The organism is Polaribacter aestuariivivens (genome assembly GCF_005885675.1).
GTDB classification, from domain to species: Bacteria; Bacteroidota; Bacteroidia; order Flavobacteriales; family Flavobacteriaceae; genus Polaribacter; species Polaribacter aestuariivivens.
Window position 1 is genome coordinate 50529 of sequence record NZ_VANR01000006.1, and the last position, 22613, is coordinate 73141.

A 22613-nucleotide genomic window follows, 5' to 3' on the forward strand; every position below is an offset into this window, starting at 1 on the left:
GACATCCCTGAACTTGTTTCAGGGATATATTGAAAAGCGCGACCTTTGGGAACGCCCAAAATATTCTCTTTTTAGTTTGCTTTATATTCTTTTACAGCATCAATAAATGCTTTAGCATTGTCTAATGGAATGTTTGGTAAAATTCCGTGACCTAAATTCACAATGTATTTGTCTTTTCCAAACTCATTAATCATTTGAGTGACCATTTTTTTGATTTCTGCTGGCGGAGAAAATAATCTTGTAGGATCAAAATTACCTTGCAATGTAATGTTTCCTCCTGATAAATAACGCGCATTTCTAGCAGAACACGTCCAATCTACACCTAAAGCAGAAGCTCCAGATTTAGACATTTCGTTTAAGGCAAACCAACATCCTTTACCAAATGCAATTACTGGTGTTTCGTCTTTTAAAGCATCAATAATTTGCTGCATATACTGCCAAGAAAATTCTTGATAATCTACTGGCGACAACATGCCTCCCCAAGAATCGAAAACCTGAACAGCATCTACACCTGCTTTAACTTTTGCTTTTAAATAGGCAATGGTTGTGTCTGTGATTTTTTGCAATAAACTGTGCGCTACAATAGGATTTGTAAAACATAATTCTTTGGCTTTATCAAAGTTTTTAGAACCTTGACCTTGCACACAGTAACATAAAATTGTCCATGGTGAACCCGCAAAACCAATTAATGGAATTTCATTATTCAGTTTTTCTTTGGTGACTTTTATAGCGTCCATTACATATCCTAAAGATTCTTGAATATCTGGAATAATTACGTTATTCAAATCTTTTTGTGTGCGAATTGGATTTGGCAGATAAGGACCGAAATTAGGTTTCATTTCCACCTCAATATTCATTGCTTGTGGAATTACCAAAATATCTGAAAATAAGATGGCTGCATCCATACCATATCTTCTGATAGGTTGCACCGTAATTTCTGATGCTAATTCTGGAGTTTGGCAACGTGTAAAGAAATCGTATTTCTTTTTGATTTCCATAAACTCTGGTAAATAACGTCCTGCTTGACGCATCATCCAAACTGGAGGTCTATCTACAGTTTCTCCTTTTAATGCTCTTAAAAATAAATCGTTTTTAATCATGTTATAGCTTTTGGCTATTGGCTTTTAGCTCTTGGCTTTGGCTTCTAGTTATTTTTTATTGTACTTATTAAACCATTAATCATTTTACCTTCTGTTGCAATCAGTTCAAAAATTGATTTTAAATCTTCTGATTTTATTAAATTTAATTGCTCGATAATAATTAACTGTGTTTCTAATTCGAAAAGCGACCCCATAGCAATTTCTAAAAATCGCTTAAACTCAACTTCACTATTTCTACTTGAACCTTCTGCTATATTTGATGGAACTGAAACAGCTGCTCTAGTAATTTGACTTTTTAATCCAAATTTTTCATCAGAAGGTAATTTTTGAGATATTTTATAAATTTCTTTTACAATAACAATTCCTTGTTCCCAAATCTTCAATTTTCTAAAATCTCTCATAGTTCTTTTTCTAAAAGCAAACGGCTAAAAGCTATCAGCAACTTTACGCATTGCTTTGTCTGTTGCATTTGCAATTACTTGAATGTCCTTGTCTGAAATTGCTGAGTTTAAAAACCAGGCTTCAAATTGGCTTGGAGGTAAAAACACACCATTTTTAATCATTTCCCAAAAGAATACTGCAAACTTTTTAGTGTCTGAAGTTTGAGCTTCTTCAAAATTAGTGACTTTGGTTTTTGTGAAAAACGGATTTAACATTGAGCCAAAACGATTTACTACTAAATCAACATTGTATTTTTTTGCTGTTTCTAGTAAGATAACTTCTATTATACTTCCTATTTCTTCAAATTTATCATACGGATTTTGCTTTTTCAATTCTGTTAAGGTTGAAATTCCTCCAGCCATCGCAATTGGATTTCCACTTAATGTTCCTGCTTGATACATTCCTCCTAAAGGCGCTACTTGCTCCATGATTTCGTTTCTTGCACCATAAGCTCCAACAGGAAAACCACCACCAATTACTTTTCCTAAACAGGTAATATCTGCAGCAACTCCTAATAATTCTTGTGCACCTCCAAATTTGGAACGGAAACCTGTCATTACTTCATCTGCAATTAATAACGCATTTTTAGATTTTAGGTATTTTTTCAATTCTATTAAAAATTCATTTTGAGGAATGGCAACTCCCATATTTCCGCAAATTGGCTCGATAATTACACCTGCAATATCATCATGATTTTCGAAGTGTTTTTTTACACTTTCTAAATTATTGTACTCTGCAATTAAGGTATTTTTTACAGCTCCTTTTGGAACTCCCTTAGAACCTGGTAAACTTAAAGTCGCTAAACCAGAACCAGCTGCAACCAATAATGAATCTTGATGCCCATGATAACAACCAGAAAATTTTATAATTTTGTCTTTTCCTGTAAATGCTCTCGCTAAACGAACTGCACTTAACACAGCTTCTGTACCAGAGTTTACAAAACGTACTTTGTCCATTTCAGGAAAAGCATCACAAACAATTTTTGCTAATTTTATTTCAGCTTCAGTTGATGCTCCAAAAGAATAACCTTTTTTCAGAGCTTTTTTGGCTGCTTTTTCTACTTTTTTATGACGATGGCCTAAAATCATTGGTCCATAAGAACCTACTAAATCTACATATTCATTTCCATCAACATCAACAATTTTACTGCCTTTTGCTTTTTTGATAAACAACGGATTTCCACCTACAGAAGAAAATGCTCTAACAGGTGAATTTACAGCACCAACTAAATGTGTTAATCCTTTTTTATATAATTTTTCTGATTTTTTGAATTTCATTTTATAGCTTTTTGCAATTAGCTTTTAGCCATTAGCAAATTGCTAACAGCGAAATGCTAAATGCTATTTATTTAAAATTTTAGCAGCTTCTTTAGCAAAATACGTAATAATAATATCTGCTCCTGCTCTTTTCATAGACAGTAAACTTTCCATCATAACTTTTTCGCCATCAATCCATCCTTTTTGGGCAGCTGCTTTTACCATTGCATATTCGCCACTTACGTTATAACATGCAATTGGTCTGTCAAAATTATTTTTTAAATCTCTAATAATATCTAAATATGATAAAGCTGGTTTTACCATCAAAATATCTGCTCCTTCTTGATCGTCGAAAGTTGCTTCACGCATTCCTTCATCTCTGTTTGACGGATCCATTTGATAGGTTCTTCTATCACCAAAAGTGGGTGCAGAATCTGCTGCATCTCTAAAAGGTCCATAAAAAGCAGAAGCATATTTTACAGAATATGCCATGATTGGCAAGTTTGGAAAACCTGAATTATCTAAAGATTGACGAATCATATCTATAGTGCCATCCATCATTCCTGAAGGCGCAACCATATCTACACCTGCTTTTGCGTGAGAAATAACTTGCTTTGCAATATTGACTAAAGTTGCATCATTATCTACATCATTATCATGAATAATTCCACAATGACCATGTGAAGTGTATTCGCAAAAACACACATCTGTAATCACATATAAACTTGGATAATTCTTTTTAATAAAACGAATGGCTTGTTGCATAATTCCATTATCATTCCAAGTTTCTGTGCCTTCATCGTCTTTATTTGATGGAATACCAAATAACAAAACTGCAGGAATATCTAACGCTACAACCTCATCTAATTCTTCAGAAATTCTATCCAAAGAAAAACGATGAATCCCAGGCATCGAAACAATTTCTGTTTTAATATTTTCTCCCTCTTCTATAAAAAGTGGATATACAAAATCATCTACAGATAATTTGGTTTCTCTAACCAATCTTCTAATGCCTTCTGACTTTCTTAATCTACGAGTTCTGAACATTTACTATAATTTAATATCTTTTCAAATGCCATAAAAAATCAAATCAACTAATTTAACTTTATTTAAAAAGATTTTGTAAAATATTTAATTTGCTGTAAAATGTGAGTTTACTAATTTTAGTAAACTTTCCACATCTGGCATGTTGGCAACCTGTACTTCTTCAAAATGTTTTCTTGCTTCTTTTGCTGTAGTTTCACCAATACAAAAGGCAATTTTATCAGTATTGTTTTCTTTGAGATAACTCTGAATTCCTGAAGGACTGTAAAACAAAACTCCTGAAATATCATCATCTATTTTTACAGAACTCAACATTGTTTTGTAAGCTTCTACTTCATTTACAGTAATATCATTCATTTTTAAATATGCTGGTAAAATATCTAATCTTACATCACTACAGAAATAGGTTACTTCTTTACTTTCTAATTCTTTTGATAGATATTCAGCTAATTTTTTTGCGTTTTTTGCTACATACTTAACTTTGCCTATTCTATTTTCAATTAATTTTTTGGTTCTTCTACCAACACAAAATATATTCTTAAAATTTATTTCATCTTTTGTAAAAGAATTTAAAATAGCCTCTACTCCATTTTGACTTGTAATTACAACATTCTCATGAGAATCTTTCATCACTTTTGCTGGAATTCTATTAAAACGAATTTTTATAAAATCGCTGTCTTCAACTCCAATTGAGTTTGATAAAATTTTCTTTTGAATTTCTGACAATTTCTTTGTAGAGTATATTTTATGTTTTATTGGAGATTCTCCTTCAATATCTTCAAGAATTAGCTCTTTTCCTCCTCTATTGATTATATAATCTGCACAATCTTTTGCTAAATATTTGTGGCTTCCTAATTTTGCAGTTTTGTTAACCGTTAATTTTTTTGAACCATCTTTTTTTAATAAAACACCTTTAAAATTTATTTCTTCGGTTTTTGCATCAACATAAGCCAAAGCTCCAATTGGTGCTGTACAACCACCTTCTAATAATCTTAAAAATTCACGCTCAATACCAACACAAACTTTTGTTTCGTGATGATTTAATTGTTCGCAAGCGTCTAAAACATAATCGTCTTTTTCTAAGGCAGCAATCATAACTGTACCTTGTCCTGGTGCAGAAATCATCCAAGATAAATCCACAGATGTTGTTGGTCTTATTTTTAAACGCTCTAAACCTGCTGCTGCAAAAATTGCTCCGTTCCAAGTTTCGCTGTCTTCTAATTTTTTTAAGCGTGTATTTACATTTCCTCTTAAATCTTCAACTTTGTGAGTTGGATAACGATTTAACCACATTGCTTTTCTTCGTAAACTTCCTGTAGCAATAATACCATTTGGTTGTCCGAAAAATTCTTCTGTATCTTTTAAAACTAAAATATCGTTGTAATTTCCTCTTTTTAAAACTGCTGCTTGTACAATTCCTTTTGGTAAAGAAGTTGGCACATCTTTTAAGGAGTGAACTGCAATATCAATATCGCCATTTAACATTGCAATATCTAAGTTTTTGGTAAAAACACCTGTAATACCCAATTCATACAAAGGTTTATCTAAAACAATATCACCCATAGATTTTATAGGAACAATTACAGATTCGTAGCCCAATTCTGTTAATTCTTTGCGTACTTTATTAGCTTGCCAAAGCGCTAATTGGCTGTCGCGAGTTCCTATTCTTATTATTTTTTGCATGTTTTTGGTTATGATTGAAACACTTTTTGAATAACATCTATACTTTCTGAAACTGAAGTGTTTTCATCTTTTAAATGTTTTACAAATTGTGTCGTAATTTTTTGAATTAATCGTGAAGTTAAAATTTCTGCTTGATCTTCATCAAAATTAGATATTTTCTTTTTCTGAAAATTAATTTCATCATTCTTTATATTTTCTAAAGAACTTTTAAGTGCAGCAATAGCTGGTGTAAATCTTCTGTGATTTAACCAATCGTTAAATTCTGCTTTATGAATTTCTATAATTTTTTCTGCAAGAGGTACTTCTGCTAAACGAACAGCTAACGTTTCGTGTGTGATTTTCGATAATTCATCAACATTTACTAAAGATACATTATTAAAGTCTTGTACATCATGTGCCACATTTTCTGGCATTGATAAATCTAAAATTAAAATCTCTTTATTTTCTGATAGATGGTTTTTAGTAATTGTTGGTTTTTCTGCGCCTGTGGAAACAATTAAAATATCTGCATTTGCTACCTCTTCAGATAAGTTTTCTATCACAGATTTTCTTATAGATTTATGTTCTTTAACAAACTCGGTTGCTTTTTCTTCAGTTCTATTAACTAAACAAACTTGCTTGTTTTTCGTATATTCTGCTAAATTTTTGCAAGTATGTTTTCCCATTTTACCTAAACCAAACACTAAAATATTTTTAGTATTGTAATTGGGTACGTTTTTAATAATATATTGAACAGCTGCATAAGAAACAGAAGTCGTTCCAGAGCTTAATTTTGTACTGTTTTTTACTTTTTTACTTGCCTGTAAAACACTATTTACCAAACGCTCTATATACGCATTTGTAGTTTTTAATTTTTTTGATAACTTGAAAGATTGCCTTAATTGACCTACAATTTCATAGTCACCTAAAATTTGACTATCTAAACCTGTACCAATTCTGTATAAATGACTGATAGCTTGTTGGTCTTGAAATACATTTGAAATTTCAGCAAACTCTTTTGAAGTACCTTCAGAAAATTCACATAATAGCTCAATTAATAAACAAGGCCTATTTGCAAAACCAAAAATTTCTGTTCTGTTACATGTTGAAATTATAAAAACGCCAGAAACTCCTTTTAATTTTGCAGATTTTAAAAGTGCTATTTGGTTTTCTTTAGATACAGAAAACTTACCACGCGTTTCTGCGTCTGCTTTTTTATAACTTACACCAATATTGTAAAAGTGCTCTTGCCCTAATTCTTTCATAAATTCTAAAGATGAAGCAAAAGTAAAAACTTAGCACATAAAAAAGTATCGCTAAAAGTACTTTAAATAACGATGTGTGTTTTTTAAATACTTTTTAATAGAAAGAAACCTAAAAATCGTTATTTTTGTAGTGTTATTAAGGTTTTAATTATTTTTTATATAGAATGATTCTAAATAAAAAGAAAATAAATTTATAAGAATTTATGTTTAAAAATGTCGGAGAAAGTTCTTTTGATGAAATAAACTTAGAAAAAGGTTTTTATGTACTTCATTTTCAGAATGAAAGCAAAAAAGTTGTTAGTTTTGAGAGGGAAATTGACAGTACTTTCATTCAAATGCATTTTTGTTTAAGAGGCGACTCTAAATTCTTGTTCAATAATGGTTCTTATACTTTTAATGTTTTTGACAATAGATCTATATTACTTTACAATCCGCAAAGAACATTGCCAATTAATTTAGAAATTCAACCAAAAACAACCTTGGTTTCCGTGTTAATTTCTATTGAAAAATTCCACTCTTTATTCTCTAAAGACTCTGGTTATATTCCTTTTTTAAGCAACGAAAATAGCAATCGGAAATTTTATGATGATACAGAAATAAAGCCAACTGTTGCAATTGTTTTACAACAAATTATCAACTCTAATATTAATAGTTCTATTCGTGAATTGTATGTAAAAGGTAAAATATATGAGTTGTTGAGTTTACATTTTCAAAAAGAAGAAAATACAGGCGCAGAATATTGTCCGTTTTTAGTTGACGAACAAAATGTTTTAAAAATTAGAAAAGCGAAAGATATTATTATTTCAAGAATGGCAGAACCTCCAAGTTTGCAAGAATTGGCTACAGAAATTGGCTTGAATTTAAAAAAACTAAAAGAAGGTTTTAAACAAATTTATGGTGATACTGTGTACAGTTTTTTATTTGATTACAAAATGGAACATGCTCGTAAACTACTAGAAAGCAATCAGTACAATGTAAATGAAGTAGGTGTACAAGTTGGTTATAGTACTGCAAGTCATTTTATAGCTGCTTTTAAAAAGAAGTTTGGAACAACACCAAAAAAATATGTAATGAGTTTGAATAGTTAAAAGAAAAGAAATTTTGAAACAACTAACACATTACGACATCGAAAATTCACAACAAAAATTTCCAATTACTATTGTTTGTGATGCTATTAGAACACCAGAAAATATTGGTATGTGCTTTCGTATTTCTGAAAGCTTTGGGATAAAAAAAATTTATTTTCATAAAAATTCCCCTTCTGTAGAAAACAGAAAAGTTATAAATACTGCTAGAAATACGATTCAACAAGTTGCACATAATTTTTATACTAATTTTGATGATTTAATACATCAATTAAAAAAAGAAGGCAATGCAATTGTAGGTATAGAAATTACTGATAAAAGCATCAATATTCAAGATTTTAAATTTAAAAATCACGAAAAAATCGTATTACTTTTAGGTAGTGAAAGAAATGGAATTGAAAATGTAAATTTAGTAGATTACACAGTTTCAATACCAATGTATGGCAGGAATTCGAGTATGAACGTTATACATAGTTTGGCAATTACTTTATATGAAGTTACGAATCAATTAAAGAGCAACAATAATTAAAAAAATTACTGAAATAAATTCAGCATAAAAATGAAAGGAATATTATTAAACAATTTAGGATCACCAGATTCAACTGAAATAAAAGACGTAAAAACATATTTAGACGAATTTTTAATGGACGAACGTGTTATTGACATTCCTTATTGGAAACGTTACGTTTTAATAAAGGGAATTATTTTAAATTTTCGTCCTAAAAAATCTGCTGCAGCTTATAAAAAAATCTGGTGGGATGAGGGTTCTCCTTTAGTTGTAATCTCAGAACGTTTTACTGAAAAGATAAAACAAAAAATAGATATTCCTGTAGAATTGGCAATGCGTTATGGCTCCATGTCTATGGAAAAAGGAATCAAAAATTTAATTGATAAAGGTGTTACAGAAATTATGTTAGTGCCTTTATATCCTCATTACGCAATGTCTTCTTACGAAACTGTGGTTGTAAAAGCAGAAGAAATTTTAGCAGAAAAATATCCTCATGTAAAATTAGATGTTTTACCTCCTTTTTACAATGAACCAGATTATATTAAAGTAATGAGCGATAACATTGCCAATCATTTAAAAGGTTTCGATTATGACCATATCTTATTTTCTTATCACGGAATTCCAGAACGTCATATTAAAAAATCTGATCCAACTAATAGCCACTGTAAATTAGATGGTAGTTGTTGTGAACGCAATTCAGTTGCTCATCACACTTGTTATAGGCATCAATGCTTTGAAACCACAAAAGGAATTGTAAAATACTTAAATTTAAAAGAAGGCACTTGGAGCAACTCCTTTCAGTCTCGTTTATTAAAAGATCCTTGGCTAAAACCTTACACAGATTTTGAGCTGGAGAAATTTCCAGAAATGGGTAAGAAAAAAGTAGCTGTAATTACACCTGCTTTTGTAGCAGATTGTTTAGAAACTTTAGAAGAAATTGCGATGGAAGGAAAAGAAGAATTTTTACTTGCTGGAGGAACCCATTACAAACATATTCCTTGTATGAACGACAATGACGATTGGGTAGATGTAATGGTTTCGTGGATAAATGAATGGAAAGATTAGTAGGTTGTATTCAGTTGGCAGTTGGAGTTTTCAGTAGCAGTAGCAGTTGCAGTTGCAGTTGCTGTAAAAAAATTAAAAACTTTACGTTTTTACCAATTTACGAGAAATATTAGCAACTTTCAGTTGAAGTCGCAGTTTTCAACTTTAGAATATTAAATTTGATTATCAAGATCTAAACACAATTAATATAACAAATGTCAGGCTGAGCTTGTCGAAGTCTCAGTCTGCAGTTGGCTGTCGCAGTTTGCACGCTGTTCAGTTCGAGTGATTTCGATTTTTCATCGAAATTGTATCGAGAACAACTTTGAAACTTTGAAACTAAAATTATAAATTATGGACTTTCTATACGTAAAAGCACTACACATCATCTTTGTAGTTACTTGGTTTGCTGGGTTATTTTACATTCCGCGTTTATTTATTTATCAAACAGAAGCAGAAAATAAATTAGAACCCGCAAAAAGCATTTTACAAACGCAATACAAATTAATGGCAAAACGCTTGTGGTACATTATTACATGGCCATCAGCAATTTTAGCAAGTATTTTTGCTTTTTGGATGTTGTATCAAAATCCTTATTACTTATCAGAATCTTGGATGTTGGTAAAACTAGCGTTTGTTTTAGCACTATACTTTTATCACGGATTTTGTCAAAACATATATAGCAAACTTCAAAGAGATATTTATAAATATTCCGCATTTAGATTGCGTATTTTTAATGAAGTTTCCACCATTATACTTTTTGCAGTCGTTTTTTTAGTAACCGTTAAAAGTGCTATCAATTGGATTTGGGGAGTTGTTGGAATTATTCTTTTTGGTATTTTAATGATGTTAGGAATTAAAGTTTACAAGAAAATTAGAGAAAAAAAATCTTGGGACAAAGCTGAAAAAGAGGTTTTAGAAAGTGATGAAACAAAAAATTCAGAAATTTAACCTCTAATACTCTGCTCAAAAGGAATTCTATTTACAATACTTCTTCCTAAAGTAACTTCATCTGCATATTCCAATTCATCACCTACAGAAATTCCGCGTGCAATGGTTGATGTTGTGATATCAAATTTTTCTATTTGTTTAAATATATAAAAATTTGTTGTATCTCCTTCCATTGTTGAACTTAGGGCAAAAATCAATTCTTTAATTTCTCCCTTTTCAACTTTGTGTATTAAAGAATCAATTTGTAAATTTTGTGGACCAATTCCTTCAATAGGAGAAATTTTTCCACCTAAAACATGATACAATCCTTTAAATTGAGACGTACTTTCAATTGCCATTACATCACGAATGTCTTCAACCACACAAACAATTTCAGCATTTCTTTTTGGGTTTTGACAAATATCGCACAAAACAGTATCTGAAATGTTATGACATTTTTCACACGTTTTTACATCATTTCTTAAATGCAATAAGGCTTCTGATAAATACTTAGTATTCTCTGTAGGTTGTTTTAACAAATGTAAAACCAAACGTAATGCAGTTCGTTTACCAATTCCTGGTAAACGTGATACTTCATTTACGGCGTTTTCTAATAATTTTGATGAAAAATCCATAGTTTGCAAATTTAACTCATAAAAAAGAAAAGAATCAATAAAAAAGAAAAAAGACTGCTAAAAAACATATATTCGTACATCAAAAATTAAAATTGATTCAATGCAACCACTTCATATTATCCTTTTAATAATAGCTTATTTTTCTGTACTTATTTTTATTTCTTATGTAACAGGAAAATCTGCCAATAACAAAACATTTTTTAAAGCAAACAATTCCTCTCCTTGGTATTTGGTAGCTTTTGGTATGATTGGAGCTTCACTTTCTGGAGTAACATTTATTTCAGTTCCAGGTTGGGTAGAAGCACAAAACATGAGCTATTTTCAAATGGTTTTGGGTTATGTAGTTGGTTATGCTGTAATTGGCTTGGTTTTATTACCTCTTTATTACAAGTTAAATTTAACTTCGATTTACACTTATTTAGAAGATAGGTTTGGTAGATATTCATACAAAACTGGAGCTAGTTTTTTCTTACTTTCCAGAACTATTGGTGCTGCTTTTAGGTTGTTTTTAGTTGCAAATGTTTTACAAGTAATTTTATTTGACGCTTATGGTGTACCTTTTTGGGTTACAGTTTCCATTACCATTTTATTAATTTGGCTTTATACATTTAAAGGAGGAATTAAAACCATTGTTTGGACAGATACCTTACAAACCCTATTCATGTTAATTGCAGTTGGTGTTTGTATTTACACGATTTCTAATGAAATGGAAATTAGCAATATTTTCTCTTATGTTGCAGATAGTGAACTTTCTAAAACTTTCTTTTTTGAAGATGTAAGTAAAGCTAATTATTTTTGGAAACAGTTTCTTTCTGGAGCTTTTATTGCTGTTGTTATGACAGGTTTAGATCAAGACATGATGCAAAAAAACTTAACTTGTAGAAACCTAAAAGATGCACAAAAAAACATGTTTTGGTTTACAATAGTTTTGGTGATTGTAAACTTTTTCTTTTTAGCGTTAGGAGTTTTATTAACAGATTACGCACAAAAAAACGGCATAGATGCTCATAAAGATGAGCTTTTTCCAATCATAGCCACAAAAGGAACACTAGGTTTGGCAACTGCACTATTTTTTCTATTAGGATTAATTGCTGCTGCATATTCAAGTGCAGATTCAGCTTTAACTTCTTTAACAACATCATTTAGTATTGATATTTTAGAAATTGATAAAAAACAAGATAAAAAAGCTCAAGAAAAAATTAGAAAAAAAACACACATTGTATTTTCTGTGCTTTTAGTACTCATTATTTTAATATTTAAGTATTTTATTGCAGATGAAAGTGTAATTGCCAATATTTTTAAAGCTGCAGGTTACACATATGGGCCATTATTGGGGTTGTATGCTTTTGGTTTGTTCACAAAGCTAAACGTAAAAGACAAAATGGTGCCTGCAATTTGCTTAGTTGCTCCAGTGCTAACTTTTATAATAAGTTATCACAGTTTAAAATTTTTACAATTTGATTTCGGGTTTTTTGTTTTGGTTCTCAATGGGTTTTTAACTTTTTTGGGTTTATATTTGTTTAAAAGAAAATAAAAATGCCAAAAGATTTAAGCAACTATCGTAAATCCTACGAAAAACAAGAGTTATTAGAAAGTAATTGTCCAGAAAACCCAATGGAACTGTTTCAAACTTGGTTTAGAAATGCAGATGAATCTGATGCTGTAGAAGAAACCAATGCTATGACAGTTGCTACTATTGGTAAAGATGGTTTTCCGAAAAGTAGAGTTGTTTTATTGAAAAAATTTACTTGGGAAGGCTTTATTTTTTATACAAATTATACTTCCGAAAAAGGAAAAGCGATTGCTGATAATAACAACATTTGCTTGTCTTTCTTTTGGCCAGTTTTAGAACAACAAATCATCATAAAAGGAAAAGCTGAAAAACTAGCAGAAAACTTATCTGATGGTTATTTTGAATCAAGACCAGATGGAAGTAAATTAGGTGCTTGGGCTTCAAACCAAAGTAATGTTGTAGCTTCTAGAGACGAATTAGATGCTACTTTAAAAAACTTTGAGAAAAAATTTGAAAACAATGAAATACCAAGACCAAAACATTGGGGTGGCTATTTAGTAAAACCAATATCTATAGAATTTTGGCAAGGGAGACCAAATAGAATGCATGATAGAATTAGATATTCTTTACAAAAAGATTTTTCTTGGAAATTAGAAAGATTGGCACCATAAATTTTTATATTTACGCTTCAACAATTAAACTATAAATGAAAACATTATATATTGTTAGACACGCAAAGTCCTCTTGGTCATACAAAGGAATTGCTGATATTGATAGACCTCTGAAAAAAAGAGGTATTAAAGATGCGCATTTAATGTCTAAAATTCTAACCAAAGAAATAGAAAAACCAGACACTTTTATTACAAGTAGTGCTAACAGAGCATTGCATACAGCTGTAATTTTTTGTGAAAACTTTGGTTTTCCACATGCAAATCTTCAAATAAAAAGACAATTATATAGTTTTAGTGATGGTTATTTGGTAAAAACCGTAAACGCTTTAGACGATGGTTTTAATTCAGCAATTATTTTTAGCCACGACCATGGTATCAATACCTTTGTAAATGAATTTGGCGACAAACCTTTAGCTCACGTAACAACTTGTGGTGTTATTGGAATTCAATTTCAAGAAAAACACTGGAAAAACATTAGACGAGGAAAAACTATTTTGGTAGAGTTTCCTAAAAACCATAAATAAATTACTTTGTTAGAAATAAAAAAATTCGGCGCAATAGATATCGGTTCAAACGCCATAAGATTATTAATTGCCAATGTAATTGTTTCCGAAGATAAAGAACCTCAGTTTAAAAAATCTTCTTTGGTGCGTGTACCAATTCGTTTAGGTGCTGATGCTTTTGTGAGTGGTGTAATTAGTGATGAAAATATTACTCGAATTATAAATGCAATGGATGCATTTAAACTGTTAATGAAAGTACACAAAGTAGAACGCTATAAAGCTTGTGCTACTTCTGCCATGAGAGAAGCTACTAATGGTAAAGAAGTTGTTGCACAAATACTTAAAGAAACTGAAGTAGAAATAGATATTATTGGTGGTAAAGAAGAAGCTGCCATAATTTCATCAACAGATTTAGACCAACTAATTCAAGGTGACAACTCTTATTTATATGTAGATGTTGGTGGTGGTAGTACAGAATTTACATTATTTTCTAAAGGAAAAATAATAACTTCAAAATCCTTTAAAATGGGAACTGTACGTTTACTAAACAACAAAAAATCTGTTAACAAAGAAATATTTGCCAACGTAGAAAAGTGGATTAAAAAGAACACGAAAGATTTAAAAAGAGTTTCTCTTATTGGTTCTGGAGGTAATATTAATAAACTTTTTAAAATGTCTGGTAGAACTGAGGGCAAACCAATTTCTTTTATTTATTTAAATGCTCAATATCAGTTTTTAAAAAACATGTCTTACGAAGATCGCATTTCTGAATTAAGTTTAAACCCTGATAGAGCAGATGTTATTATTCCTGCAACAAAAATTTATTTATCTGCCATGAAATGGAGTGGTGCTAGAAAAATTTACGTTCCTAAAATTGGACTTTCTGACGGAATTATAAAAAGTTTGTATTATAACAAACTATAATTTATCATTAAAAAAAATTAGCCTTTTTGCTTTATATGATTTAATATTAGGTTATTAAATCGTGTTTCTTTCTCTTCTAAAAAAGAAGTTTCAATAGCTAAAAAAGAAAGTATTTCTATTTTATTTACCAAACGCACATAATCCTTTTCGGTAGTTAATATTATTTTTTTTGGTGAGGTTATTTTTTCAAACCTTTCTTTAATATCACTAATTTCATGATTAGAAAATTCATGATGATCATTAAATTTTAAATGTTGAAAACGGATTCCTAAAAATTTTAAATAGGCTCTTAACGGTTTTGGGTTTGCAATACCAGTTATTAATAAAACTTCATAATCTTTTAATTCTTCCACAGTAATAGTTGCACTTCCTGAAAGTGTGTTGGCATATTTAATCGTAGTAAAAAAAACTTCCTTTTTATATTTACGAAGCTTCTTTTTAATTTTTTCTTTTTCTAAACCATTTAAATCAAGAGGACATTTTGTAACCACAATTACATCTGCTCTAGCTGCACCTCTACTACTTTCCCTTAAATTACCTGTTGGAAGCAAAAAATCATCTGAAAATAAATCGTCATATTTTGTAAGTAAAATATAAAAACTTCCTTTTACTTTTCGATGTTGAAAAGCATCGTCTAATAAAATAACCTCTGGTTTTTTGTCTTTAATCAAAGTACGAATTCCTGCTACTCTATTAGCATCAACTGCTACATCAATATTATTAAATTTTTGAAAATATTGTAAAGGCTCATCTCCAACATCTTCTACAGAATGTGTGTTATTCAACATTACAAAACCTTGTGTTTTTCTTTTGTAACCTCTACTTAAAACAGCCGTTTTAAAATTGTTTTTTAGTAACCGTATCAAATACTCAATTTGAGGTGTTTTTCCTGTTCCACCAACACTTAAATTACCAACTACAATAACTGGAATTTTAAAAGAAGTTTCTTTAAAAATTCCGACATCAAAAAAATAATTACGAATTCTCGTAACCAAGTCATAAACAACTGCAAAAGGAAACAATAAAAATCTAAGTAGTTTCATTGCTGTAAAAATACATAAAAATGGTAACTTTGATTTTAGAAAAAATGAATCAAATGAAGATAAAAGAAGTTACAAATTATTTAGAAAAATTAGCTCCTTTACAATATGCTGAAGATTTTGATAATGTTGGTTTGTTAGTAGGAAGCTACGATTCGGAGATCTCTGGAGTTTTAGTAACATTAGACACTTTAGAAGAAACTGTAGATGAAGCAATTGAAAAAAATTGTAACTTAATTGTTAGTTTTCATCCAATAATTTTTGGGGGTCTTAAAAAACTGAATGGTAATAATTATGTAGAACATGTTGTTTTAAAAGCTATTAAAAATGATATTGCTATTTACGCAACACATACAGCTTTAGACAATTCTAACTACGGAGTTTCTGCAAAAATGTGTGAAGTTTTAGGGCTTACAAACAATAAAATTTTAATTCCTAAAAAAGGAATTATAAAAAAGCTAACAACCTACGTTCCAACAGAAAATGCAATTACTTTAAGAGAAGCGCTTTTTAAAGTTGGTGCAGGAAATATTGGTAACTACGATAATTGTTCTTTCAATATAGAAGGCAATGGAACCTATAGAGGCAATGAAAATTCAAACCCAGTAATTGGTGAGAAAGGTGTATTACATACCGAAAAAGAAACACAAATTAGCATTATTTTTGAAAGTAAAAATGAAAATACTATTTTAAAAGCTTTGCACGAAAATCATCCTTATGAAGAAGTTGCGTATGAAATTGTTGAAACAGAAAACATACATCAAAATATTGGAATGGGAATGATTGGTGAGCTTCCAACAGAAATGGAAGAAAAAGATTTTTTACTGTTTTTAAAGCAAACAATGAAAACAGATTGTGTAAGACACTCTAACTTTATTGATAAAAAAATAAAAAAAGTAGCCGTTTTAGGTGGTTCTGGAAGTTTTGCTATTTCCAATGCAAAAAAAGCTGGTGCAGATGCTTATGTAAGTGCAGACTTTAAATATCACGAATTTTTTAAGGCAGAAAACAGCATATTATTGGCAGATATTGGTCATTATGAAAGCGAACAGTTTACAAAAAACCTTTTGGTTGATTATCTTACAAAAAAATTCACTAATTTTGCAATCATTTTATCAGAAAAAAGTACAAATCCTATTTATTACATATAAACATGGCAAAGAAGAAAGAAGTTTCGGTTGAAGAAAAATTAAGAGCATTGTATGATTTACAATTAATTGACTCTAGAATTGATGAAATTAGAAACGTAAGAGGTGAACTACCTTTAGAAGTTGAAGATTTAGAGGATGAAGTTGCCGGATTAAACAAGCGTATATCTAACTTAGCAGAAGATGCTTCGAATTTAGAAACAGAAATCAACAATAAAAAACAGGCGATTGAAGATTCTAAAGCGTTGATGAAAAAATACGACGAGCAACAAAAAAATGTTAGAAATAACAGAGAATTTGATTCTTTATCAAAAGAAATTGAATATCAAGATTTAGAAATTCAATTGGCTGAAAAAAGAATTAACGAGTACAAAGCTAAAATTGCTCAGAAAAACGAAATAATTGAAGCTACTAAAGAAAAATTAGCAAAACAAGAGCAACATTTAGCTCATAAAAAAGCTGAATTAGACGCTATTTTGAAAGAAACTGAAAAAGAAGAAAAACTTTTATCAGAAAAATCAGAAGAGTTTGCAAAATCTTTAGATGCACATTTATTTTCTGCATACAACAGAATAAGAACTAAAGTAAAAAACGGTTTAGCTGTTGTTGCCATTGAACGTGGTGCTTCTGGAGGTTCTTATTTTACAATTCCACCTCAAGTGCAATTAGAAATTGCGAACAGAAAAAAAATTACTATTGACGAGCATAGTGGTCGTATTTTAGTTGATGCTGCTTTAGCAGAAGAAGAAAGAGCAAAAATGGATAAATTATTTTCATAATTTAAAACCCATTCACATCATAAAAAAACTCGAAGCTTTCGCTTCGAGTTTTTTTATTTTATAAGAAACTATTTTTAATATTCTAATTTCTTTAAGTAATCTAGTTTCTCTTTCCAGATTTCTAAATCAGTTTTAAAATCTTCAATTTGATTTTTTACATTTACTACCAAAGGATTTTTATCATTTGCATTAGAAAAGAAACCTAAATTGTTTTCTAACTGTTGCATTTCGCGTACAATTTCATCCATTTTTTTTCTAACAAATAGTTGTTCAGAGTCTAATTTTTTAAAGTCTTTATTAGCGTAGTAACCATCTACAACATTGGTAAACTTAAGCATAGAAATTTCTTGCTTATCTAAAGATAAGGTTTCTAACATTTTATCAATTTGCTTGTTAAATTTACCTTCTAAATGTCTAGAGTTTCTTGGTAAACTTCCTAACTCTTTCCATTTTTCAATTGATGCTAAAATGCTTTCTTTGGTATGATTTTCTTTTGCTTTTAAATCTTCTAAAAATGCTTTTTTAGCTTTTACCACTTCTTGCTGCTCTTTACTTACGGTGTTTTTTTGTTTATGAAATCTATCAAAATAAAAATTACAAGCAGCTTTAAAACGTTTCCAAATATCGTCTGAAAATTTACGTGGTACATGACCAATTTTTTTCCAATCCGATTGAATTTTTTTCATCGTGTTTGTAGCTGTTTCCCAATCTTCACTTTCTTTAAGTGATTCAGCTATATCAATTAAAGCAAGTTTTTTTTCTAGATTTTTTTGTTGCTCGCTTTTCTCTTGCTTATAAAAAAGATTTTTTGCAGCATTAAATTTTTTAGTGGCAGCTTTAAATTTTTGCCATACATCTTCACTTTTATTGTAAGGAAGTTTGCCTGCATTAAAATACTCTTGTCTTAATGCTTCCACTTCTTTTATACTTTTTTGCCAATCGTTATGAGACTGGTTGTTAGAAGTATCGTACTCATTTAAAACTGCAATTACTTTTAATTTTTTCTCAATAATTTCGTCATATTTAGAGCGCATTTCTCTAAAATATTGATGACGTCTGTCGTGAATTTTCTTAGTTGCAGAACTAAATTTATGCCAAATTTCTTCTCGCATTTCTCTAGCAACTGGTCCAATATCTTCTTTCCACTTTTTATGTAATTCTTGTAATTCTTTAAAAGCGAAATTAATATCTGGTTCTTTTGCTAATGCTTGCGCTTGCTCAATAATTTTTAATTTTTCTTCTAAATTGTTTCTAAAATCTAAGTCTCTAAAATCATTGCTTAAGTGTAATAAATCATAAAAACGCTCTACATGATGGTGGTAGGTTTTCCAAGTATCGTTATAACGTGTTTTAGAAACTGGTCCAATTGCGCGCCAAGTATCTTGTAGGTCTTTAAATTGCTTATACATTGTTTCTGTATCAGCATTTTCAATTAAATCTTTTAAGTCTTCAATTACTTGAAGTCTTTTTTCAAGATTTGCTTTTAGTTGTTTTTCTAAATCTTGGTAATAAGCATCACGTTCTTTTTTGTAATTAGAAAGTAATGTATTGTATTCTGTTTTTATTGGACTAGAAAATTGAAAATCGATAGAATTTCCTCCAGCATCTATAAATGCTTTTTTCTTTTTTGCGAGTAAATCACCGAATTTTTTGTTGAAAGCGCTTTTTATTACCTCAACTTTATTTTTTATTTTTTGAACAGGATTGTTGGAAATTGTCTTTTTTAAATCTGAAACTAATTCCTCTAATGTTAGTTTAGAATAATCTACTTCAGTTTCATCTTCATCATTTGAATCACCATTTTCAGAGTTTTCTGCTACTGATTTTTCAATTTCATCTACAGCTTCAGTTGTATCTTCTTCATTTTCATTTACAACAACTTCTTTTTCTGATGTATTTTCGTCTTGTAACTTCGGTTTTTCAGTTTCTTTTTGTAAAATTTCTTCAGTATTTTCTTTTACTGTTTCTGGAGCAATATTTACAGCTTCCTCAGTATTTGTAACCGTTTTTTCAACGTTTTCATCATTCTTGTCTAACATATCTACAATGTTTAAGTTCAGTTAATAATAATATTATTATTAGTCTATAAAGATACTGACAACTTACAGAATTAACAAAAACAAAATATGAATTCGATTATTTGGACTGATTCCAAATTTTCCAGGATTCTTCTGCTTGAATTTCCAACATTTCATACCCGTTTTTTACTGTAGCTCCTTTTTCTTGTCCTTTAGATAAAAAAACGGTTAACTCTGGGTTGTATATCAAATCGAATAATAAGTGTTTTTCTGACAAAAATTGATATGGAATTGATGGGTATTTATCAACATTAGGTGAAGTTCCTAAAGGTGTACAATTGATGATTACTGTGTATTTATTAATAACTTCTTCAGATAAGTTTTCGTATGATATTTGTTTTTTTCCTGATGGATTTCTTGACACAAATTTATAGTCAATCTTATTTTGTTTTAAGGCATAAGCAATAGCTTTAGATGCTCCACCAGTGCCTAAAATTAAAGCAAATTTATGATGCTTTTTTAAAAATGGAGAAATTGATTTTTCGAAACCAATCACATCTGTATTATAACCTTTTAAATTGCCTCTTTTTGTGAGTTTTATCGTGTTTACAGCACCTATTTTTTTTGCAGTTTTATCTAATTTATCTAAATAAGGTATTACTTCTTGTTTATAAGGAATTGTTACATTAATACCACTTAAATGAGGAGTTTCTATAACTTCGGAAGGAAATTTTTTAATAGTTGGAATGTCGAAATTTACATATTTGCATTTCTCAAAACCCATTTTTTTAAATTTTTCTGTAAAATATCCACGAGAAAAAGAATACGAAATATCTTTTCCTAAAAGCCCGAAAACTCTATTTTTTCTTTCTTCCATAATAATCAATAATTAAGATTAATGCAATACCCAGAGTAATATAAAAAATCGCAAACCACGTTTCTGAATTTGAGAAATCAGGTATAAATCTACTATAGTTTTTAATAATTTTATTACCGCTTTTATCTAAAATAAAATTACCATTTGTTGAGGCGTAAACTGCTTTTTTCCATGGCCAAACAATACCTAACGAACCTGTAATAAAACCAATTATTACAGCTGTAACAATAGAGTTCCACCTTTTTAAAACATATCCTAAAACATGAGAAATTGAAACCAACCCAAAAGCTGAACCAGCTGTAAAAACACTAATTATTTTTAAATAACGTATTTTTTCTGGATCTGATAAAACATCAAAATTACCAGCAATTAAACTTGTAATTACAAACAGTAATTCATTTACAGAATCTACTAAAAGTAACACATAATTTCCTAATAAAATAAGAATAAAAGATCCTGAAAGACCTGGCAACGTCATGCCTGAAACACCAATAATACCACAAATAAAAACAAACCAAAGATTGTCGTTTTCGCCAGCAGGTTTTAAAAAACTAATTCCAACACCTACTAAAACTCCAATAATTAATGAAATAATATTTGTCTTGTTCCATTCACCAAAATCTTTACCTATATAATAAATGGAGCCTATAATCATTCCAAAAAACCAGCTCCAAACATAAAGCTCGTAGTTTTGTAAAAAATAATCTAAAACAAGTGAAATACTGAAGTAACTAAAAATACTTCCACCCATAATTAGCAGTAAAAATCCACCATTTACATATCTAAAAAAACTATTAAAACGTCCGTTTATTAAGAGTTTAAATGCAGTTACATTTACTTTTCTAAAGGAATAAATTAGTTCTTCATAAAAACCAAAAACAAAAGAAACTGTTCCTCCAGAAACTCCTGGAACTTTATTTGCAGCACCCATTGCCAAACCTTTTAAAAAAAGGTGAAATTTTTGCACAAAGGTTCTTTCTTTTTGCATTTATGCTTTTTTTACAGCTAGTTTTTCCATAATTAAAATTAACGCAAAACCAGCTACTGCTAAAAGTATTGCTAATAATAATTCTGGGTCTCCGTTATAAGAAAAAGGTGAAATACTTTGTTCTACTAATGGCTTTGTTACTCCATGACTATCTACATAAGTAGAAACGGTTTCTTTCCAAGGCCAAACCTTATTTAAAGAACCTAACATAATTCCTGTTAGTGCAATTAACATTTCGTTTTTATAATTTACGAAAAGCCACTTTAATAGTTTCGAAAATGATAACAAACCAATAATTACGCCTATACCAATGGCACCAATTATTTTAACATCTTTCGTAGTAATTGCGGTCATAACTATTGGATAAACACCAATTAAAAGTAAAATATAAGATCCTGAAATTCCGGGTAAAATCATTGCGCAAGAAGCAATTGCTCCAGCAAAAACTAAAAATAAATAATTAATACTACCTGCATTTGTAGATGGTATTACTGTGATGATATATCCAAAAGCAATTCCTAATATAAATAAGATAATTATTTTAAAGTTCCAGTTTTCTACTTGTTTTCCAATGTAAATAATACTTGCTAAAACCAATCCAAAGAAAAATGACCATAGCAAAACTGGTTCATTTTCTAGCAACCATTTTATGGTTTTTGCTAATGATATAATACTGATAAATATTCCTGTAAAAAGCGCTAATAAAAACGAACCATTTATTTGTTTCCAAGCGGCTTTAATACCTTCGTTTTTTAAAGTTTTAAACAACTTTAAATTTACATTGCTAATTGCACCCAATAATTCTTCGTAGATACCAGAAATAAATGCAATTGTACCTCCAGAAACACCAGGAACTACATCTGCAGCACCCATTGCCATTCCTTTTAAACCAATTACAATATAATCTTTCAAACTTCTTACCATTATATTTTCTTATTTTTGTAAAAAACGAAGATAATAGAATTTGTAGAAAAAATAGAACAGAACAATCTATTTGTAATTTTTATCGATAAAGTAATTTTGATGCCAAAAAAAGGAAAAGGTAAAGCAAAAAATACGCTGAATAAGGCAAAACATACCAAGTTAATGAATCGAAAAATTAATAAGGTAAAGTTGGAAAAGCAGTTACACAAGCAACGCTTAAAAGAAATTATTAAAAAAGCGAAAGAACAAAATTAATCT

General features: G+C 29.8%; 23 protein-coding genes. 11 read left to right on the top strand and 12 right to left on the bottom strand.

The window, feature by feature from the left end:
- Positions 1-71 precede the first annotated feature (71 nt).
- The 6 genes from hemE to hemA form a co-directional block, all read right to left on the bottom strand.
- Positions 72-1100, bottom strand: a complete 1029-nt coding sequence (gene hemE, locus FDT66_RS11590; RefSeq protein ID WP_138536703.1) for a uroporphyrinogen decarboxylase — start codon at positions 1098-1100, stop codon at positions 72-74.
- Between the two features lie 44 nt (positions 1101-1144).
- Positions 1145-1501 (bottom strand): four helix bundle protein, encoded by a 357-nt coding sequence (locus FDT66_RS11595; RefSeq protein ID WP_138536704.1) that lies wholly within the window; start codon positions 1499-1501, stop codon positions 1145-1147.
- A gap of 24 nt (positions 1502-1525) precedes the next feature.
- Positions 1526-2818, bottom strand: coding sequence for a glutamate-1-semialdehyde 2,1-aminomutase (hemL, locus tag FDT66_RS11600; RefSeq protein ID WP_138536706.1), 1293 nt, complete (start codon positions 2816-2818; stop codon positions 1526-1528).
- Positions 2819-2881: 63 nt separating this feature from the next.
- On the bottom strand, positions 2882-3844 hold the full coding sequence (gene hemB, locus FDT66_RS11605; RefSeq protein ID WP_138536708.1) for a porphobilinogen synthase: 963 nt from the start codon (positions 3842-3844) through the stop codon (positions 2882-2884).
- Positions 3845-3928: 84 nt separating this feature from the next.
- The gene (hemC, locus tag FDT66_RS11610; protein WP_138536710.1) at positions 3929-5524 is read right to left on the bottom strand and encodes a hydroxymethylbilane synthase; all 1596 of its coding nucleotides are present in this window, start codon (positions 5522-5524) and stop codon (positions 3929-3931) included.
- An 8-nt stretch (positions 5525-5532) separates the two neighbouring features.
- Positions 5533-6768 carry a glutamyl-tRNA reductase gene (gene hemA / locus FDT66_RS11615; protein WP_138536712.1) on the bottom strand — a complete coding sequence of 412 codons (1236 nt, stop codon included), beginning with the start codon at positions 6766-6768 and terminating at the stop codon, positions 5533-5535.
- Positions 6769-6971: 203 nt separating this feature from the next.
- Between hemA and FDT66_RS11620 the strand changes: the two genes are divergently transcribed.
- From FDT66_RS11620 to FDT66_RS11635, 4 genes are all read left to right on the top strand, one after another.
- A complete protein-coding gene (locus FDT66_RS11620) occupies positions 6972-7856 on the top strand; it encodes a helix-turn-helix domain-containing protein (protein ID WP_138536714.1) in 885 nt (294 codons plus the stop codon).
- 13 nt (positions 7857-7869) lie between these two features.
- On the top strand, positions 7870-8382 hold the full coding sequence (locus FDT66_RS11625; protein ID WP_138536716.1) for a TrmH family RNA methyltransferase: 513 nt from the start codon (positions 7870-7872) through the stop codon (positions 8380-8382).
- 30 nt (positions 8383-8412) lie between these two features.
- A complete protein-coding gene (gene hemH, locus FDT66_RS11630; protein ID WP_138536718.1) occupies positions 8413-9426 on the top strand; it encodes a ferrochelatase in 1014 nt (337 codons plus the stop codon).
- A 333-nt stretch (positions 9427-9759) separates the two neighbouring features.
- Entirely contained in the window at positions 9760-10356 is a 597-nt protein-coding gene (locus tag FDT66_RS11635) for a CopD family protein (protein ID WP_138536720.1), read from the top strand.
- On the opposite strand, the gene recR is transcribed toward FDT66_RS11635, so the two are convergent.
- The gene (gene recR, locus FDT66_RS11640; protein ID WP_138536722.1) at positions 10353-10970 is read right to left on the bottom strand and encodes a recombination mediator RecR; all 618 of its coding nucleotides are present in this window, start codon (positions 10968-10970) and stop codon (positions 10353-10355) included. The two genes, FDT66_RS11635 and recR, sit on opposite strands and share 4 nt — an antisense overlap.
- A gap of 100 nt (positions 10971-11070) precedes the next feature.
- Between recR and FDT66_RS11645 the strand changes: the two genes are divergently transcribed.
- The 4 genes from FDT66_RS11645 to FDT66_RS11660 are packed head-to-tail and all read left to right on the top strand — an operon-like array spanning position 11071 to position 14581.
- Positions 11071-12504: a sodium:solute symporter gene (locus FDT66_RS11645; RefSeq protein ID WP_138536724.1), complete on the top strand. Its 1434-nt coding sequence runs from the start codon at positions 11071-11073 to the stop codon at positions 12502-12504.
- Between the two features lie 2 nt (positions 12505-12506).
- Positions 12507-13154, top strand: coding sequence for a pyridoxamine 5'-phosphate oxidase (gene pdxH, locus FDT66_RS11650; RefSeq protein ID WP_138536726.1), 648 nt, complete (start codon positions 12507-12509; stop codon positions 13152-13154).
- A gap of 35 nt (positions 13155-13189) precedes the next feature.
- Positions 13190-13678: a SixA phosphatase family protein gene (locus FDT66_RS11655; protein ID WP_138536728.1), complete on the top strand. Its 489-nt coding sequence runs from the start codon at positions 13190-13192 to the stop codon at positions 13676-13678.
- Between the two features lie 6 nt (positions 13679-13684).
- The gene (locus FDT66_RS11660) at positions 13685-14581 is read left to right on the top strand and encodes a Ppx/GppA phosphatase family protein (protein WP_138536730.1); all 897 of its coding nucleotides are present in this window, start codon (positions 13685-13687) and stop codon (positions 14579-14581) included.
- Positions 14582-14598: 17 nt separating this feature from the next.
- Here FDT66_RS11660 and lpxK read toward each other — a convergent pair whose 3' ends face one another.
- The gene (gene lpxK / locus FDT66_RS11665) at positions 14599-15624 is read right to left on the bottom strand and encodes a tetraacyldisaccharide 4'-kinase (RefSeq protein WP_138536732.1); all 1026 of its coding nucleotides are present in this window, start codon (positions 15622-15624) and stop codon (positions 14599-14601) included.
- Between the two features lie 53 nt (positions 15625-15677).
- Here lpxK and FDT66_RS11670 point away from each other — a divergent pair, with 53 nt between their 5' ends.
- Entirely contained in the window at positions 15678-16772 is a 1095-nt protein-coding gene (locus FDT66_RS11670; RefSeq protein WP_138536734.1) for a Nif3-like dinuclear metal center hexameric protein, read from the top strand.
- A gap of 2 nt (positions 16773-16774) precedes the next feature.
- The gene (locus FDT66_RS11675; protein ID WP_138536736.1) at positions 16775-17548 is read left to right on the top strand and encodes a zinc ribbon domain-containing protein; all 774 of its coding nucleotides are present in this window, start codon (positions 16775-16777) and stop codon (positions 17546-17548) included.
- Positions 17549-17622: 74 nt separating this feature from the next.
- On the opposite strand, the gene FDT66_RS11680 is transcribed toward FDT66_RS11675, so the two are convergent.
- The 4 genes from FDT66_RS11680 to FDT66_RS11695 all read right to left on the bottom strand — a co-directional run bounded on the left by FDT66_RS11680 (position 17623) and on the right by FDT66_RS11695 (position 22355).
- Positions 17623-19587 carry a DUF349 domain-containing protein gene (locus tag FDT66_RS11680; protein ID WP_138536738.1) on the bottom strand — a complete coding sequence of 655 codons (1965 nt, stop codon included), beginning with the start codon at positions 19585-19587 and terminating at the stop codon, positions 17623-17625.
- A 97-nt stretch (positions 19588-19684) separates the two neighbouring features.
- The gene (locus FDT66_RS11685; RefSeq protein WP_138536740.1) at positions 19685-20443 is read right to left on the bottom strand and encodes a shikimate dehydrogenase family protein; all 759 of its coding nucleotides are present in this window, start codon (positions 20441-20443) and stop codon (positions 19685-19687) included.
- Positions 20424-21431 carry a DUF368 domain-containing protein gene (locus FDT66_RS11690; RefSeq protein WP_138536742.1) on the bottom strand — a complete coding sequence of 336 codons (1008 nt, stop codon included), beginning with the start codon at positions 21429-21431 and terminating at the stop codon, positions 20424-20426. Before FDT66_RS11690 ends, FDT66_RS11685 begins: the two co-directional genes overlap by 20 nt.
- Positions 21432-22355, bottom strand: a complete 924-nt coding sequence (locus FDT66_RS11695; RefSeq protein ID WP_138536744.1) for a DUF368 domain-containing protein — start codon at positions 22353-22355, stop codon at positions 21432-21434.
- Between the two features lie 99 nt (positions 22356-22454).
- Here FDT66_RS11695 and FDT66_RS14065 point away from each other — a divergent pair, with 99 nt between their 5' ends.
- On the top strand, positions 22455-22610 hold the full coding sequence (locus FDT66_RS14065) for a hypothetical protein (RefSeq protein WP_171032376.1): 156 nt from the start codon (positions 22455-22457) through the stop codon (positions 22608-22610).
- Positions 22611-22613 lie beyond the last annotated feature (3 nt).

Coding starts and splice junctions, on each gene's coding strand:
- FDT66_RS11680 (WP_138536738.1), bottom strand. CDS start 19,587: ATGTTAGACAAGAATGATGAAAACGTTGAAAAAACGGTTACAAATACT.
- FDT66_RS11635 (WP_138536720.1), top strand. CDS start 9,760: ATGGACTTTCTATACGTAAAAGCACTACACATCATCTTTGTAGTTACT.
- hemE (WP_138536703.1), bottom strand. CDS start 1,100: ATGATTAAAAACGATTTATTTTTAAGAGCATTAAAAGGAGAAACTGTA.
- pdxH (WP_138536726.1), top strand. CDS start 12,507: ATGCCAAAAGATTTAAGCAACTATCGTAAATCCTACGAAAAACAAGAG.
- FDT66_RS11690 (WP_138536742.1), bottom strand. CDS start 21,431: ATGCAAAAAGAAAGAACCTTTGTGCAAAAATTTCACCTTTTTTTAAAA.
- FDT66_RS11595 (WP_138536704.1), bottom strand. CDS start 1,501: ATGAGAGATTTTAGAAAATTGAAGATTTGGGAACAAGGAATTGTTATT.
- hemA (WP_138536712.1), bottom strand. CDS start 6,768: ATGAAAGAATTAGGGCAAGAGCACTTTTACAATATTGGTGTAAGTTAT.
- recR (WP_138536722.1), bottom strand. CDS start 10,970: ATGGATTTTTCATCAAAATTATTAGAAAACGCCGTAAATGAAGTATCA.
- FDT66_RS11695 (WP_138536744.1), bottom strand. CDS start 22,355: ATGGTAAGAAGTTTGAAAGATTATATTGTAATTGGTTTAAAAGGAATG.
- FDT66_RS11655 (WP_138536728.1), top strand. CDS start 13,190: ATGAAAACATTATATATTGTTAGACACGCAAAGTCCTCTTGGTCATAC.
- FDT66_RS14065 (WP_171032376.1), top strand. CDS start 22,455: ATGCCAAAAAAAGGAAAAGGTAAAGCAAAAAATACGCTGAATAAGGCA.
- hemB (WP_138536708.1), bottom strand. CDS start 3,844: ATGTTCAGAACTCGTAGATTAAGAAAGTCAGAAGGCATTAGAAGATTG.
- FDT66_RS11685 (WP_138536740.1), bottom strand. CDS start 20,443: ATGGAAGAAAGAAAAAATAGAGTTTTCGGGCTTTTAGGAAAAGATATT.
- hemC (WP_138536710.1), bottom strand. CDS start 5,524: ATGCAAAAAATAATAAGAATAGGAACTCGCGACAGCCAATTAGCGCTT.
- hemH (WP_138536718.1), top strand. CDS start 8,413: ATGAAAGGAATATTATTAAACAATTTAGGATCACCAGATTCAACTGAA.
- FDT66_RS11670 (WP_138536734.1), top strand. CDS start 15,678: ATGAAGATAAAAGAAGTTACAAATTATTTAGAAAAATTAGCTCCTTTA.
- FDT66_RS11620 (WP_138536714.1), top strand. CDS start 6,972: ATGTTTAAAAATGTCGGAGAAAGTTCTTTTGATGAAATAAACTTAGAA.
- FDT66_RS11645 (WP_138536724.1), top strand. CDS start 11,071: ATGCAACCACTTCATATTATCCTTTTAATAATAGCTTATTTTTCTGTA.
- hemL (WP_138536706.1), bottom strand. CDS start 2,818: ATGAAATTCAAAAAATCAGAAAAATTATATAAAAAAGGATTAACACAT.
- FDT66_RS11675 (WP_138536736.1), top strand. CDS start 16,775: ATGGCAAAGAAGAAAGAAGTTTCGGTTGAAGAAAAATTAAGAGCATTG.
- lpxK (WP_138536732.1), bottom strand. CDS start 15,624: ATGAAACTACTTAGATTTTTATTGTTTCCTTTTGCAGTTGTTTATGAC.